General features: G+C 33.3%; 17 protein-coding genes. 11 read left to right on the forward strand and 6 right to left on the reverse strand.

Features of this window, described 5'->3' with window-relative positions; genetic code table 11:
* Nucleotides 1-19 precede the first annotated feature (19 nt).
* The gene (locus J3U57_RS05880; RefSeq protein ID WP_267344338.1) at nt 20-325 is read right to left on the reverse strand and encodes a hypothetical protein; all 306 of its coding nucleotides are present in this window, start codon (nt 323-325) and stop codon (nt 20-22) included.
* Nucleotides 325-1,614: a PAAR domain-containing protein gene (locus J3U57_RS05885; RefSeq protein ID WP_267344337.1), complete on the reverse strand. Its 1,290-nt coding sequence runs from the start codon at nt 1,612-1,614 to the stop codon at nt 325-327. Before J3U57_RS05885 ends, J3U57_RS05880 begins: the two co-directional genes overlap by 1 nt.
* A gap of 1,277 nt (nt 1,615-2,891) precedes the next feature.
* On the opposite strand from J3U57_RS05885, the gene J3U57_RS05890 reads away from it, so the two are divergent.
* From J3U57_RS05890 to J3U57_RS05900, 3 genes are all read left to right on the forward strand, one after another.
* Nucleotides 2,892-3,122 (forward strand): DUF2892 domain-containing protein, encoded by a 231-nt coding sequence (locus tag J3U57_RS05890; RefSeq protein ID WP_267344336.1) that lies wholly within the window; start codon nt 2,892-2,894, stop codon nt 3,120-3,122.
* Complete coding sequence (locus J3U57_RS05895; protein WP_267344335.1) at nt 3,106-3,651, forward strand: RNA polymerase sigma factor; 546 nt, start codon at nt 3,106-3,108, stop codon at nt 3,649-3,651. Before J3U57_RS05890 ends, J3U57_RS05895 begins: the two co-directional genes overlap by 17 nt.
* 217 nt (nt 3,652-3,868) lie before the next feature.
* A complete protein-coding gene (locus J3U57_RS05900) occupies nt 3,869-4,204 on the forward strand; it encodes a carboxymuconolactone decarboxylase family protein (protein ID WP_267344334.1) in 336 nt (111 codons plus the stop codon).
* Between the two features lie 320 nt (nt 4,205-4,524).
* On the opposite strand, the gene J3U57_RS05905 is transcribed toward J3U57_RS05900, so the two are convergent.
* The gene (locus tag J3U57_RS05905) at nt 4,525-5,382 is read right to left on the reverse strand and encodes an EcsC family protein (RefSeq protein ID WP_267344332.1); all 858 of its coding nucleotides are present in this window, start codon (nt 5,380-5,382) and stop codon (nt 4,525-4,527) included.
* Between the two features lie 788 nt (nt 5,383-6,170).
* Here J3U57_RS05905 and J3U57_RS05910 point away from each other — a divergent pair.
* On the forward strand, nt 6,171-7,253 hold the full coding sequence (locus J3U57_RS05910) for an ankyrin repeat domain-containing protein (protein ID WP_267344330.1): 1,083 nt from the start codon (nt 6,171-6,173) through the stop codon (nt 7,251-7,253).
* 223 nt (nt 7,254-7,476) lie between these two features.
* Here the strand turns inward: J3U57_RS05910 and J3U57_RS05915 are convergent, their stop codons facing one another.
* Nucleotides 7,477-8,382, reverse strand: a complete 906-nt coding sequence (locus tag J3U57_RS05915; RefSeq protein WP_267344328.1) for an AraC family transcriptional regulator — start codon at nt 8,380-8,382, stop codon at nt 7,477-7,479.
* Between the two features lie 176 nt (nt 8,383-8,558).
* On the opposite strand from J3U57_RS05915, the gene J3U57_RS05920 reads away from it, so the two are divergent.
* The 3 genes from J3U57_RS05920 to J3U57_RS05930 all read left to right on the forward strand — a co-directional run bounded on the left by J3U57_RS05920 (nt 8,559) and on the right by J3U57_RS05930 (nt 10,679).
* Complete coding sequence (locus J3U57_RS05920; RefSeq protein ID WP_267332598.1) at nt 8,559-9,053, forward strand: cupin domain-containing protein; 495 nt, start codon at nt 8,559-8,561, stop codon at nt 9,051-9,053.
* 146 nt (nt 9,054-9,199) lie between these two features.
* Complete coding sequence (locus tag J3U57_RS05925; protein ID WP_267344327.1) at nt 9,200-9,907, forward strand: carboxymuconolactone decarboxylase family protein; 708 nt, start codon at nt 9,200-9,202, stop codon at nt 9,905-9,907.
* A 22-nt stretch (nt 9,908-9,929) separates the two neighbouring features.
* Nucleotides 9,930-10,679, forward strand: a complete 750-nt coding sequence (locus tag J3U57_RS05930) for an SDR family oxidoreductase (protein WP_267344326.1) — start codon at nt 9,930-9,932, stop codon at nt 10,677-10,679.
* A 97-nt stretch (nt 10,680-10,776) separates the two neighbouring features.
* On the opposite strand, the gene J3U57_RS05935 is transcribed toward J3U57_RS05930, so the two are convergent.
* Nucleotides 10,777-11,313, reverse strand: coding sequence for a DUF2165 domain-containing protein (locus J3U57_RS05935; protein ID WP_267344324.1), 537 nt, complete (start codon nt 11,311-11,313; stop codon nt 10,777-10,779).
* A 469-nt stretch (nt 11,314-11,782) separates the two neighbouring features.
* Here J3U57_RS05935 and J3U57_RS05940 point away from each other — a divergent pair, with 469 nt between their 5' ends.
* On the forward strand, nt 11,783-12,424 hold the full coding sequence (locus J3U57_RS05940) for a DUF421 domain-containing protein (RefSeq protein ID WP_267344323.1): 642 nt from the start codon (nt 11,783-11,785) through the stop codon (nt 12,422-12,424).
* A 62-nt stretch (nt 12,425-12,486) separates the two neighbouring features.
* Here J3U57_RS05940 and J3U57_RS05945 read toward each other — a convergent pair whose 3' ends face one another.
* Entirely contained in the window at nt 12,487-12,759 is a 273-nt protein-coding gene (locus J3U57_RS05945; RefSeq protein WP_267344322.1) for a DksA/TraR family C4-type zinc finger protein, read from the reverse strand.
* A gap of 149 nt (nt 12,760-12,908) precedes the next feature.
* Between J3U57_RS05945 and msrA the strand changes: the two genes are divergently transcribed.
* From msrA to msrB, 3 genes are read left to right on the forward strand one after another with little or no spacing between them, the layout of a single operon-like run.
* A complete protein-coding gene (gene msrA, locus J3U57_RS05950) occupies nt 12,909-13,460 on the forward strand; it encodes a peptide-methionine (S)-S-oxide reductase MsrA (RefSeq protein WP_267344321.1) in 552 nt (183 codons plus the stop codon).
* The gene (locus tag J3U57_RS05955; protein WP_267344320.1) at nt 13,460-13,978 is read left to right on the forward strand and encodes a cytochrome b; all 519 of its coding nucleotides are present in this window, start codon (nt 13,460-13,462) and stop codon (nt 13,976-13,978) included. The genes msrA and J3U57_RS05955 overlap by 1 nt, the downstream gene beginning before the upstream one ends.
* A 54-nt stretch (nt 13,979-14,032) precedes the next feature.
* The gene (msrB, locus tag J3U57_RS05960; RefSeq protein ID WP_323849451.1) at nt 14,033-14,470 is read left to right on the forward strand and encodes a peptide-methionine (R)-S-oxide reductase MsrB; all 438 of its coding nucleotides are present in this window, start codon (nt 14,033-14,035) and stop codon (nt 14,468-14,470) included.
* The last annotated feature ends 226 nt before the right edge of the window (nt 14,471-14,696 follow it).

Consider the following 14,696-nt stretch of genomic DNA (forward strand, 5'->3'; position numbering starts at 1 on the left):
GAAGTATGTTAGCGTTGTTTTATTTTTTTCTTTTTTTAAAACGACGAGGAGCTTCAATAAAATCCAAAAAATATATATACACAACAACAATAGGTACAATAGGTAGGACGTAAATACGATTAGTTAAGTCGCCATTTTTTGCTAATACCAAAATATAAGCACTATAAAATAAAACAACGTAGTAATAAAAGATAGCTGCCCGTCTTTTCCAGTTGAGTTTTTTATTAGAATAAAAATCCATTGCAATGAAATTTGAAAAATAGACTCTAATCAAAATACCAACCACAACTAAACTATAATAACTAATATAAATATATGTACTCATCAATGCGTTAAACCTCCTTCTGTAATATTTCCAGAATAATCCTTTTTATATTTAGAACCATCGACTCTTTCACAAAGATAGTAGCCTGGTGTAGTATCATCATTATCTCCGGTTATTGTCACAACCAAAGAACAGTCATCTATAATATCTTTGACGTTACTTATTTTTTCTGATTCGCTAACCACCATTCTAACCTGCTGTGTCTCATTATCGAGCACAAACGCTTTTTTTAAATCTTCATAAACATTAATTAAGGTGAGTGTATCACTAAATATTTCGAAACTGAGTAATTTTTTACTCATTTGTAAATATGCTTTTTCTAAATCTTGTCGGCCATAGAAGAATAGTTTGAACTTAGGATTACCTAATTCATTTAGTTTGGGTACAAGCTTTAGCTTACCACGAATTGAGATACCAAAGTCGATTAAATCATAAGTTAAATCACCGACTGAAGCATCAAATCCTAATGCTGTGGCACTAGTTTGGTAGACTTTTCTTAGCGGTCCACTAATATTTAAATCTCTATTTCCACCATCAAACACATTAGCAACGCCACTAGCAAGGCCAACTCCGCCTTCATAAGCACTATTAACACCATGTAACATAAGGGGAGCACCGATAAGACACCCTACACCTGTACTACATAACGCCCATCCAGCCATCACCATCCCTACACCACCAAAAACAGATAATCCATTAGTTAACCATTTCAAACTTTGCTTCCAGAGACTATCCTCTTCTTCCTTAATTTTCTCACTACCTTGTTCATAGGTCATTGAGTGGTTATCAACCTGATCAACAATATCGTTTGCGAAATTTGAAATTTTTTCTATGAATGCTTGTTTTATGTCTTTGTGGTATAAATGTTTTTCACACAATTCATCTGCGCATTTTAATAAACGGCTAGCATCTATTCGAATTAAGTTATTACTTTCTTCGTTTGTATAATCTGATTGTATTGAAGACGTATTCCCGAGTGAACACGTTGTTGTGTTATAACTGGTTGCCACATCAACAAACATGCAACTGTGACTAGCTATAATTTTATTATGACCAACTGGAGAGCATTTACACGCAATAACGCATCCATCATAAGCAACAGGTTTGCCGTCTACGATCCAATTTTTCGCACCTTCAATAATTGTCCCGATTGATTTGCATTTGGGACAAGTTGTTTTATCACCTAACAAAGCAACCGGAGAACCATCACCAGTAACACGCTGATTACCACTAATTATACGTCCACCAGTAGTCGTTGGATCACCAATAACAGCAATTCTTTTTTCCATAAATGATATCCTTATTAAATTTTTTTTATTTTTTGTGTGAGAATAAATTAGATTTTTGGAAGATATTTATTGCATTTATATTGTTTATATAAGCTAAATAGTGTCAATTAAGATACGATGTTTTTTTATTCAGAACAACAATTTTTACAATTCAATTAAGATAGTATGATGTTGTTTATATAAGTAATAATTTTCAAGTAAGGGTTATTGTAGACAATATCAGGAGTAAGTATTGTTGGGTCATCAAATAAATAGCCATGTACCTTTTTAGTACTTTTGGGGCCTTCAACCACACAAGTCAGATACTATAACCATCTTCTTTACGTTTATGGTATTTGAGTTTTTCAAAGTTTTTTTAGATGATTTGTATTGATTAACAGCTCTATCACTATTAAAGTAGGTATCTAACAAGAAGTGGTACATCAAAGGGTACATCCTTGCTATGTAGCATTTTTAACTCATGAGATTTCATAGAGTTACGTCTAAATACCAGAGAACGTTTCCCGCTTCGAATCTTTTCATACAAAGATATCTTATAATATAACTTTTTCATGAAATAAAAAGGCTATCGCTTTTATCTTCCCAGTTCATACCATAGGTATCCCACTAAAGCTAAACAAAATAAGTATAGCAACAGGTATAGTTTTCCTGATTGTCTGTTAGATGATTTATTTAAAGTGTCAATAAAAAAAATTAATCTATGTCTTATTTTTTAGTCTTTTCCGCCTCGATATAGCTTATTTTTTATTCAAATAAAAATAACAAGGTATCAACAATGACATTGTTAACCGATTTAATCATTCATAAATCTATACCACCAGTACTGGAAGCCTATACATTAAAAGACGATCAGGGGTATTTTTTTACATTGAACCGAGTAATTCAAAGTCTCCCATTTTGTTTTACTGGCAAACCAAACAGAATCTGATGGCTTTTGGTTGTTATCCTATCGTAAATACTAATATTACCCGATAAAAAAGAGAAGCACTCTCAAAATAGTTTGATTTGAATAATAAATTATAGAATGTCCGCGCTGAAAAAGTTAAACAGTTTATATGTTAGACCTGAGCAGCACTTCTTACAATCATGCTTAGTATGTAGAACAGTGCCGAAGAATGATGAAGGAATGAGTGGTTCGGTTAGATAAATGGTTGCACAAACAGCTTTATGTTATCTAATTTTTATTTGAATGTGTTAATTCAAATTTAATGAATCCTTTTGTTGATTTTTATCCTCTATATAAAAAAATAAACATTTATTTATAAAAGGAAACGCTGATGCTCAATTTAAAACAAAATTTGCCAATATGGGAACGTACTATTCGATTACTTATGTCTATCATTATTGGTTTAGTAGCAAATTATTTTGTATATTCAATTATATGGCAGATTATGATATTTATTATTGCTGGCATATTAGCCTTTACAGCTTTAATTGGATTTTGCCCATTGCGGGCTGTATTCTCAAAGGTATTACAACAGGCAAATGACAATGAATCAAAATACTGAAAAACTTATTCAAGCAGCGTGTTCAGGAGATAAACAAGCCTTATCACAGTTACTAATCGTATGCCAACCAGATATTAAACGGTTTGCTAGACGAACATGCTCAACAACTGAAGACGTTGAAGATGCCGTACAAATTGCTTTGTGGCAATTACATAGAAAGATTGGCACATTAAAAACAATCGCAACTTTTGCCAGTTGGTTATTTCGAATAATAGAAAGAGAGTGTTATCGCCTGTTCAGAGCGAGGATGCCTACAAATACAATTAATGAATTTAATCTAGAGAGTATCGCTTCACCAAATAACGATATCGATCTTCGTATTGATTTAACAAATTTAATTATTTCGTTACCCGTTATCTATCGCAAGGTTTTAATCATGCGAGATATCGAAGAATATACAGCACCAGAAGTAGTTGAAAAACTAGGTATTAGTATTGAAGCTGTAAAAAGTAGGCTTCACCGAGCAAGAACAATAATAAAAAAGGAGTTGAATATTCGAGGGAATTTAAATAACAACGATAAATTATAAGGAAATTAGTATGTATTGTTGCAATTCAATCACTTTGCATTCAGCAAAATGTGTAAGTGCAATCATACTGATGCTGATCATTATTTCTAATGAACTTACATTTAATGGTTAACATCATTTTACTGTTTTGCCTCATATTATTATTGCGTGGTTGCCCTACTTGTTGGTTTATTGGGTCAATCAACAAATTAAAAACATTATCAGGGGAAGTTAAAAAATGAGTCATTATCAATCACCAGATGATCTGCAATATATCCCATTGTTATTAAATCTAGCACCTCAAGAAACAAAAGCCTTTCTTGACTTTGATCATGCTATTAAACGAAAAGATGGATATATTCCAATAAAAACCAGAGAATTTATTGCGTTAGCGGTCGCACTAACAACGCAGTGTGCTTATTGTATTGATGTTCATACCGAAGGTGCTAAACGAGCAGGTGCAACGAAAGAAGAGTTAGCTGAATTGATTTCTGTTGCCTCTGCGGTAAGAGCGGGAGCAACAATGGCTCATGGTCTTTTAGCACTACGTTTGTTTGATGAAAATATTGTTTAATACTTTATTTTCAAAGTAAAAAATGTTGAATTCGAAGATGCGTGGGGATTGGGAACCCCAGTTTCATGTCTTTTTTGATAAACAGTTGAGCTTGGTAAAAGTGCCGAGAGCATTGAGTAATGAAGATTTGAGTTAATAGCTATTAACAATTATTTAAGCCTGTACCATTCAGGCTTGTTTTCAGTTTACAACTTCTCGCATACCGTTCACTTAACCAGTATGGCAGAATAAGCTATATTGCTTACAGATCCCAACACTAATTAAGTATTTTATCTCTTTACCCTATATTATTTTGCTTGGTTATATTAGTGCTGGACATGTTAATGTTTGACATTTTTTATTTTGTTATACATCTCTTTAACATGTTCATAGCCGTATTTTGCCTCTAATCTTTTGATGATAAAATGTCCTCGAGCCATATCTTGATAGAAACTAGTAAACAGCGTGTTCATTGTCGCTCCAGTGATTGCCCCTATAATTGGTACCACTTGTGCAGCAAATTTGTTGGTTATTACAATGCCAAATTGTGAAGCAACTGTTTCTATTAGTTTACTGAACCATTTTCCTGCTTGGTTATGACTAATATGCGTGATGGTACCAGCACCGTGTTTTGTGGCAATTTCAGCTAATTCTTTTGATAGATGGTTCATCGATTTAGTCATAAAACTACGTGATAGATAATACCCAGTGTCAGTACTATTATCATCTGTTTTGGTATTTGCACCTAAGGCAAATACCTCAACGCAGGCTGTTTTAGTGGTAAAAAGATTTAAATCAAATCCTTCACTACGTGCAACATCGGCTACTGCACGCATTATAATCGTCGTCGATATTGGTAGCTCAATAAATAGTGATGTAAACCCAAAAGCGCCACCTAAAGCACCCGATGTGGCAGCATAAAGCTTGTGAAGTTTAGTTGAAGCGGATCTATTTGGCTCATTATCAAGGCTCCATAGTGCTGCATCAGCAGCTTTATGAAGGGCTGAACCAATAATATTATTGACTTTTTTGGATACCGCTGTTGGCAGTTTTTTTACTGCTTCTTCTATTGGAGAACCAATCAAACTAGACATTCTTGCAATGATAGATGGTGACTCCAATAATGCTACAGCTGTTTGTAAATCACTTAAATCTTGTAAGTTTTCTTGAATTGTCACTTTAATTCCTTTTGTATTCATATGTCACTATCTAGTGCTTATTATGCAAAAATTTTTGATAATCTAAGGTTTCATTTATGCGTTATTCATACAAAATTACTCAACACAGGTATTATGCTCAATTATATTAATGGCAAGCCATTCTTGATCATTTTGCTCTTTTTTATAAGTAACAGTGTTGCTTTAAAAATTTCAATAGCTTTTATTGCTAACATGTTGTTCCAATATGGAGAGTGGCTATTAATGTACTGCTGAGCTATGTGCTATATTTTGCAAACTATCTATGCTACTTTATTCTTTTCTTATAAATCTTATTTATTAAGATTATTTTCAGTCTATTTAAAATAAAAATGTTTTGTATTGCTAAACCGTTTTAGCGATCCAGTTGTTATAAATTGTAAATGAAAAGTCGTTATTATTCGCAATATAGCATAAAAATATAGAATAAAAAGTAAAGATTAGTATTAATTTTTAAATGCGGTTTTATTGTCGATTATTAACTTTTACTAAATCGCAAACAAATCATATAGCAACATCATTATGCTTTGATTTGATATTTTTTTGTAAAAATTATTGAGGAATCTATACTGTTGCATTTTGCAAAAGATCCTTAAATTCATGATAAACCTATAGTCAGATATCTCCTTAATTTTATACATAAAGATATGATCGATTATTTATTATTAACGCCGCAACATCTCATAATTGTGATTCACAATAACGCAGATTAAGCATTTAGTAGTTGAATTTAATAGAGATAATTATCAAAATGTATAATACATAGCTGTTAATGCAAGATGGAGTAATTGATGTACAACATACCTTCTATAGGTAACTTTGAGACGTTACCTGAAGTGGCACTAGCCATATATGAATCAGATTTGGAAAAAATGCAGGCACTGTATCAAGCTGACTGGGATATTAATAAATCTATTCATTTTAATAAATATATCGATATGGTACCGATCGCAATTGCAGTAATGACTAATCAGTTACCTGCTTTAAAATGGTTGCTAGCTAAGCAGGTTTCGCTTGATATTGGCGAGTTAACGATTATCGAAATGGCCGCTCAGCACAGCAAAAATAAGATTGTTGAACTGTTATTAGAACATAATGCTCTTGATTTTTTACCAATCAAAAATTATGGAGAAATATTTGAGCGAATTCAATACGGTGATAAATATGAACATATCCAATTATTCGAAAAATATGGTGTTACCATAAAAAAATATGGTGGTGCAGCACTTCGGTCAAGTGCCTTTGACGGTAATATGGATAAAATCAAAATGTGGTTAGAGATGGGTGCTGATATAAACTATCATCAACCTAATATGGTTTTTCCATATGCATCAACGCCACTTATTGAAGCCGTGAGAGCTAATCATAATGACATTGCGTTATACCTGATAAAAAATGGCTGTGATGTGACTATCACTGATAAAGATGGTTTGCGTGCCTATTCAGTAGCTTTAAGAGAAAATAATACACAATTAATGCAAGTATTGAAATCGTTAGAACCACCTCAATGGCATGACGAGCAAGAAAAAATACGGCAAATTAAGCGTTATAAAATTCCTGCTGATATGCTTGAATACTTAAAACAACCACCAAAGAAGATTTATTTTTCGGGTAAAGATACGCATTCAAAATACATTACGTTTTATCAATTAGTCGATTTGCAGGAGATTAAATGGCATCGAAAAAATCTACTTTGTTTTATTGAAAAAGTTGAAAACTATGAACTTTACCTTGTTTGGTCACCGATAAAAAAAATGATTTGCTGCTTAGATCTTGAACACGATATGCTTACCCCAATGTGCAGTTGGCAAGAGTTTATTGGTGATCCTGAAAAATGTATCAATAAGCTTCTTGATGGTGAGTATGACGATTAAACACTAACCTAACAGTAAAGAATAAAAGAGCGTTATTTATACAAATAGAGAAAAAAGTCGAGCAGTAGTCATTGAAAAAAGGCGGAACAATTGGTTATCTATCAAGGTCAAATTTAGCTAAAAACCAAAATTATAATGTGCCATGGATTGGTGCAATGTCCCGTTTGACGTAATTTTCAATATTCATGATATTTGTCAAAATATGATAATTGCTATTTTGAGTTTACTGAAGATTTTTAATATCCTTATGGGGTGATGTACCAAACAGACGTTTGTACTCCCGATTAAATTGCGTTTGGCTTTCATAACCGACCTTAAGTCCGGCACTATTAGCATGATAATTTTCTGACAACATTAAACGACGAGCTTCATAAAGACGTAACTGTTTTTGATATTGTAATGGGCTTAGCGTGGTCACCTGTTTAAAATGTCGATGAAACGTCGCTAATGACATATTGGCTTTTTCGGCTAATGCTTCAACAGTAATGGGTTGTTTATAGTGATTTTTTAGCCAATCAATTGTTGAAGCAATTTGATGGCTTTGTGTGCCTTTTGTATTGATAGAACGCAAGTGTTGCCCGAAAGGTCCAATAAGCAGTAAATAATGGATTTCTTTGATGATCATTGGGGCTAATATCGAAATTTGTTCAGGCTTATCGAGTAATTGGATCAATCGAAAAAAAGCGGTGAGTATGTCTAATTCAACTTTTTTTATACTAATTCCTTTGAAAGCAATGGCTTTAATATTGGCTAACTGTGGATACTCAGTGATAAGTTGGTTGATAATTTGCGTATTAAGGTATAAGGCAAGGGATAAAAACGGTTTTGTTTGCGATGCAATTGTTATAGAGTTTACTGCTGGAATATCAACTGAGGTAACGAGATAATCGCCTTCACCATAAATGTGTTGTTCGGTGCCAATTAACGAGCGTTTACTCCCTTGAATAATAATAGATACTAGTGGTTGGTAGAAGCAGTTTTCGTTATAATCTGTCATGTCACGGCGATAAATACCCAAACCATTTATCGCAGTAGGGTAGTCACCCGCAGTTTGAGCCCATCGTAACATATGTTGTTTTACTTGCTGATTTATTGTGGTCAGTTCACTGTTTAGATCGCTTCTTTTCATTAGATTTCCTTAACATTCACCCAAACATAGTGAGAACTATTTTAAAGCTTATCAGTAAAAATAATATTGTAACTGAAATTATTAGGCAAGAATTTAATAGAATTGTGTCTATTGATAATTAATTGAGATGTTTATAGTAACGCATAGATAATCTTTAATTAACTAATGGGATTGTTATGAGAAAATTATCAATAACATTATTAATCACAACAATGATTGTGACTTGTTTTTCAATCCGAATTTACGCTAAGGAGAATAATGCTATGTCGCAAAAAGTGACCAAAAATGGTACACAGGCTTCCATCAAAGGCTCAGATAAATTTTTTACAGGTGATGTAAGAATCGATCCTCTATTTCCTGCTACGAGTCCATCTCGGACCTCTGGCGCTTATGTGACATTTGAACCCGGTGCTCGTTCAGCATGGCATACTCATCCATTAGGGCAAACTTTAGTCGTCACTTCCGGTGTTGGCTTTACTCAAGAATGGGGCGGTCCTATTGTCGAAATTCATCCTGGAGATGTAATTACTTGCCCACCGGGTGTAAAACATTGGCATGGTGCATCACCACACAATGCTATGACTCATCTTTCCGTGGTTGAGGAACTGGATGGTAAAAATGTTGAATGGTTAGAAAAAGTGACCGATGAACAATATTACGATAAAAAGTAATTATTAAGCAAATAGTAAAGTTAACTTATTCATTTGCATCATTAATCAATGTTTATACTGTTAGTTTATACGTAATTTTTTAAGTATAAAAGTGGTCGTATGGTAGTTACTTTTATTTTGCTTAGCTTGTTTTAGCAGGAAACACTATGCAAAAAATAGTTCGTGTCATTATTTCTTTTTTTATGATATGGAGTTTATCAACAATTTGTGAGGCATCAACTATGGATAACCATCAATTAACCGTAAAACAACAATTTATTATTCCTATTGCAGCCTTTACCGCTCAAGGTGATATGCCTAAGCTAAAAGTGTCATTAATGGAAGGATTAGATAATGGTTTAACGATAAACGAAATTAAAGAAGTACTTATTCAAATGTATGCTTACACTGGCTTTCCGCGTAGTTTAAATGCTATTGGAACTTTTAAGCAACTTTTGGATAAGCGTCATCAAAACGGCATTAAGGATATGATGGGTAAAGAGCCTGATCCCTTACCCACTAATAAAACCAGTTTGCAGTTAGGTACCGAGATTCAGACTTATTTAGTCGGACAGCCTGTTTCTGGCGGCTTGATGGATTTTGCTCCCGCGATTAATCAGTTTTTAAAAGCTCACTTATTTGGTGATATTTTTGGACGTAATAATATTGATTATCAAAGCCGTGAAATTGCAACTATTGCTGCATTAGCGAGCCTTGGTGGTGTTGATAGTCAACTTCAATCACACATACATATGGCGATGAACATAGGTTTAACTCAAGCTCAAATCCGTGAAGTTAGAGATATATTACAATCTAAAGTTGGTAATGAGCAAGCTGATGTATTAGCTCAGGCATTCGTCAATGTTTTGAAATAAACAGGCGTTAAGGAGACAAATAATGAAGCAAAATTCACAAAAAGTTATTGTTATAACAGGTGCATCAAGTGGTATTGGTGAAGCTACAGCCAAGTTACTTGCAGCCCAAGGTAATAAAATTGTATTAGGCGCAAGGCGTAAAGATAAACTTGAGAAAATCGTTGCTGAGATCTTTTCTGCTGGTGGCATTGCGACTTATCAATTAACGGATGTGACAAAACGAAATGACGTTGATATGTTAGCGAAAAAAGCGCTGGATGAATATGGTCAAATTGATGTGTGGATCAATAATGCCGGTTTAATGCCACAATCGACTTTTGATAAATTAAAAGTCGATGAATGGGAAAAAATGATCGATGTTAATATTAAAGGAACTTTATATGGCATTGCAGCGGCATTATTACCGATGCGACAAAAGAAACAAGGTCATTTTATTAATATTTCATCTATAGCTGGGCATATAACTCATCCTGGCGGTGGTGTTTATAGTGCAACAAAATCTGCGGTGTTAGCTATTAGTGATAGTTTAAGACAAGAAGAAGCCTTGGCAAAGAGTAATATACGAGTCAGTGTAATATCACCCGGTGCAATTGCAACAGAGCTTACTCATACTATTACCGATCAAGATATTAAGCCCGCGATTGATAAACTTTATCAACAAGTCGCTATTGCCCCAGAACGCATTGCTCAAGTGATTGCTTTTACTATTAATTCACCTGTAGATACTACTTTGAATGAGATTATCATTCGTCCTAGTTGTCAGCAAGTTTAGCTAAGTTAACAGGCTATTTTTTGATATGGATTTTACGCTTTAATTAAAATTAAAAAGCGTAAAAATCCATATCGTTATATAAAAAGTTGGTTTGAATTCAATCCGATAGTTTATCGTCTTTTTTTAATAACGGCATATAAACAAACAGCGCAGTGATCAAGATAAATGTTGCAAATGTATAAGCTTTGGATTGCCCGTTCATTTTATTAGCCCACATGGAAAAATATTCACCACCAATGACAGCAAAACCAAAGTACCAAATTAAAATGGCTAGCGTTGCACCGACTAAATAAATCACTTGTCCATTCACAAATCGAGATTTGTTGATGGATGCAAACATATAAAGCGAAGCAAATAGACAGACTAAACCGGTAAGTAATTCACCTATAATTATTACCCAATATCCAATTAAATGGAGCGTTGTATTACTGATCGCTCTAGACGTCATAGCAGGACTTCCCGAAAAAAATGGTTCCATCGTATCCATCGATAATACACTTTTTACAAAGGCATAATTAGTATTAAAATCAATAATATTGTCATATCCGACCAATACACAAAAAAAACCAACGGTAAAGGCAATTGTTGCTTTTAAAAGTTGTTGAATTCCAATTAAATTTAATAAATTTTTCACATCCAAACCTTTTTAATATTCAATAAAATTTGTCAATCACGCACTGTTATTGACACTAGAACGTCACAATTTACACTTAGGTAATTGACAAATCAATACAAACAAATGATTTAGTGACAAGCCTGATATATACTCGGATTAATCGAAGAAATATTATCAGGTATTAAAAATGAAAAACGAAGAGTTGAACATTGATAGAAGCATTTTAATAACAGCTAATGTTGCTATTTTTTTTATTTATTAGTAGCATGACTGGGCTCGCTTAGTCAAAATATTTAAGCGTGAAACTATGTTTCTCAATCATGCAAATAGTAAAAGATGACTAGTGATGTTATTCGTTAAATCAGTCATTTTATTTTCAAATTAATTAGCAAGTTATACCTATCAAGTAAATCGATTTTAACCCATTAAAGATTAAGTAACTTCTATTTTTTTACATAATATTACAAAGTGTGTCTGGAGGTTAGGTATGTATTTATTAGAGATGGCCCCCAAGTTTTTGTTGGCCTTAGTCATTTTACTTATTTATGTCAAATTGTCTGGTAAAAGTCAAATTGCCCCTATGTCTCAGTTAGATCAGGTTGGGAGTATGGTCATTGGTGCGCTTGTTGGTGGTGCTTTACTTAGTCCAACTGTCTCTGCTTTACAAGCTTCTGGACTTGTCGCCATTTGGGCTGGGTTATTAGTTTTAATTCGATTTATTAAATCAAAAAATTCACATTTAAGAGATGCGATTGATGGTACGCCTATTCGGTTAGTTAAAAATGGGAAGTTATTAACCGATAATTTTATCAAAGCCAATTTACCCGTTAGAGATTTTGAAACCTTAATCAATATACAGGGAATTTGTACTTTTACTGAATTAAAACATGTCTGGTACGAATTGAATGGATCATTAACTATTATCAAAAAAGGTGAAAAAGATATCGCCGTACTTGTGATTGAGGAAGGAAAAATAAGCCAAGAAAACTTGAAAGAATTAAATAAAAACGAAGATTGGGTTAAAGAGGAAATTAAGAAACAGGGTTATGAAAAATCAGAAGACATTTTCTGTGCTGAATGGTTTAATAATAAATTAATTATTTATCCTTACGATAAAGTAAATAAATAAGCATAATTTATTGATTTTATTTTATAAATAGGTGGATAAATAACTATCCACCTTAATAAATTCTAACGTAATTGGCTATCTTTACTACCACGTCGATTATATAAATTTGCCGTCTTAGCTAAAGTTTTATCTATATTTTGCTGGCAAACTAAGCAATATTGAACCCCCAGTAAAGCTAATTGCCGTGCTTCGGGTATAGGATCGCCACATTCAATACAAAAATGAGCACTTTCTAAACCTTGATTTAATTGACGCCTTGCGTTTTCTATTGCATCTGCAATAGTACCTTCAATTTGTTGATTAACTGCATCATCCGATGCCCAGCCACTTGCCATGATGGAATTCCCCCCTTACAACTCAATATGGTGATAATTTAATCATTTTCAAGTAAAAAAAAGTGATTAATAATAGAGATGTTTGTAGTAATGGTGGTATTATGTAACTGGCAACGCTTTTAATTAATATCGTTTAATTGGAGGTTTATATGCAACAATATGAACAAGCAACTTTTGCAGGTGGTTGTTTTTGGTGTATGGTAAAACCTTTTGATAAATATGAAGGTGTAATTGATGTGGTGTCAGGATACACGGGGGGGCATGTAGCTAATCCTACTTATCAACAAGTTTGTCAAGGTGATACAGGTCATACCGAAGCGGTTTTAATCACTTTTGATCCGAAAAAAATTAGCTATAAAACGTTGTTGAATATTTTTTGGCAACAAATTGATCCAACTGATGCAGGCGGTCAATTTGCTGACAGAGGCGATTCTTATCGTCCCGTTATTTTTTATCATAATGAATTTCAGCATAAACTCGCGCTAGAATCTAAACAGGCATTGGAAGAAAGTCACCGATTTTCTAGTCCTATTCAAGTGAAGATAGAACCTGCTGTCGTATTTTATCCAGCAGAAGAGTATCATCAAAACTACTATAAAAAACAATCACAACATTATGACCGTTATTATCAACTCTCTGGACGTTCTCACTTTATATCCAAACATTGGTTAGATAAAAACAGTCCAAAGGTGAATAAATAATGCAAAATTATCCTCAATATAGTGCTTGTCAAAAATGGAACCATTGGCTATCTGCGATATTGGTTTGTATGGTGGTATCACTGTTACTATTTAAAATCACTTTGTCGCAATTTTTAGGCGGAATGTTTTCTATTTATTTACTGCATAAATCTTTTGGCTTAGTGGTATTTTTATTGACGATTTGGCGCATTTATATCAACATCAAACAGGGCGTACCTAATGTTTTGCCCTATGATAAAAAATTACAACGAATTTTGTCAAAATCAATACAAGGATTTATCTATATTTTATTGCTTTTAATTCCATTGTCGGGGTATTTGATGAGTAGTCATGATCTTAATGTTTTTGGGGTCATCTCAATTCCTGCTATTGATATGCCAAACGCGGGGTATATGTTTTTTCATCGTGCTCATCTGTTAGGTTGCTATTTGTTAGCAATATTTTTGGTTTTACATATTGCAGGAGCCTTGTATCATTATTTCGGGATGAAAGATAAAGTATTACAATCGATGCTGTAAAGCCAATTTTTACCATTAATTGATGTTTAACTCTTTAAAATAGTTAGGTGCATTATGAATAAGTTAATGAAAGAAAAAGCAGTGTCAGCATTGAGTCCGATGCAATATTATGTTACTCAACAAAATGGTACTGAGCCGCCTTTTGAAAATGAATTCAATGCAAATCACCAAGATGGTTTATATGTCGATATAGTCTCGGGAGAGCCATTATTTACCTCCTTAGATAAATTTGATTCTGGTTGTGGTTGGCCAAGTTTTAGTAAACCGATTGATAACAAAAGCATTATTGAAAAACTAGATCAAAGTCATGGCATGCATCGTACTGAAGTGCGTTCACTAAAAGCCGATTCCCATCTTGGTCATGTTTTTGATGATGGTCCAAAATCATTAGGAGGATTACGCTATTGTATCAATTCTGCCGCTTTACGCTTTATACCGAAAGAACAACTTCAAGCAGCAGGTTATGGTCAATACTTACCGCTTTTTGAGTAATTTGAATAATTTTAATCCTATCATCGTATCGACGATTGGTAGGATTTTCAGCTTTTTTGTAATCAATTTTATTAGGTAGGTTTGTCAATACATTCGCTATCGAAAACCATTAAAGCAATTTAGATTATCAGTTAAATGCTTTTTTTTAAAATAACATCTCAAATACTAACAATGAAGATCAACATGATGGGTGTCTTAATAAAGATAAATTAGCATAAAAGTGATT

The sequence above is a fragment of the Gilliamella sp. B3464 genome (assembly GCF_026536145.1).
GTDB lineage: Bacteria > Pseudomonadota > Gammaproteobacteria > Enterobacterales > Orbaceae > Gilliamella.

Bases quoted from the DNA above. Each gene is read 5' to 3' on its own strand.
- J3U57_RS05920 (WP_267332598.1), top strand. From the start codon at position 8,559: ATGAGAAAATTATCAATAACATTATTAATCACAACAATGATTGTGACT.
- J3U57_RS05925 (WP_267344327.1), top strand. From the start codon at position 9,200: ATGCAAAAAATAGTTCGTGTCATTATTTCTTTTTTTATGATATGGAGT.
- J3U57_RS05940 (WP_267344323.1), top strand. From the start codon at position 11,783: ATGTATTTATTAGAGATGGCCCCCAAGTTTTTGTTGGCCTTAGTCATT.
- J3U57_RS05910 (WP_267344330.1), top strand. From the start codon at position 6,171: ATGTACAACATACCTTCTATAGGTAACTTTGAGACGTTACCTGAAGTG.
- J3U57_RS05905 (WP_267344332.1), bottom strand. From the start codon at position 5,382: ATGAATACAAAAGGAATTAAAGTGACAATTCAAGAAAACTTACAAGAT.
- msrB (WP_323849451.1), top strand. From the start codon at position 14,033: ATGAATAAGTTAATGAAAGAAAAAGCAGTGTCAGCATTGAGTCCGATG.
- J3U57_RS05880 (WP_267344338.1), bottom strand. From the start codon at position 325: ATGAGTACATATATTTATATTAGTTATTATAGTTTAGTTGTGGTTGGT.
- msrA (WP_267344321.1), top strand. From the start codon at position 12,909: ATGCAACAATATGAACAAGCAACTTTTGCAGGTGGTTGTTTTTGGTGT.
- J3U57_RS05930 (WP_267344326.1), top strand. From the start codon at position 9,930: ATGAAGCAAAATTCACAAAAAGTTATTGTTATAACAGGTGCATCAAGT.
- J3U57_RS05915 (WP_267344328.1), bottom strand. From the start codon at position 8,382: ATGAAAAGAAGCGATCTAAACAGTGAACTGACCACAATAAATCAGCAA.
- J3U57_RS05945 (WP_267344322.1), bottom strand. From the start codon at position 12,759: ATGGCAAGTGGCTGGGCATCGGATGATGCAGTTAATCAACAAATTGAA.
- J3U57_RS05885 (WP_267344337.1), bottom strand. From the start codon at position 1,614: ATGGAAAAAAGAATTGCTGTTATTGGTGATCCAACGACTACTGGTGGA.
- J3U57_RS05890 (WP_267344336.1), top strand. From the start codon at position 2,892: ATGCTCAATTTAAAACAAAATTTGCCAATATGGGAACGTACTATTCGA.
- J3U57_RS05900 (WP_267344334.1), top strand. From the start codon at position 3,869: ATGAGTCATTATCAATCACCAGATGATCTGCAATATATCCCATTGTTA.
- J3U57_RS05955 (WP_267344320.1), top strand. From the start codon at position 13,460: ATGCAAAATTATCCTCAATATAGTGCTTGTCAAAAATGGAACCATTGG.
- J3U57_RS05895 (WP_267344335.1), top strand. From the start codon at position 3,106: ATGAATCAAAATACTGAAAAACTTATTCAAGCAGCGTGTTCAGGAGAT.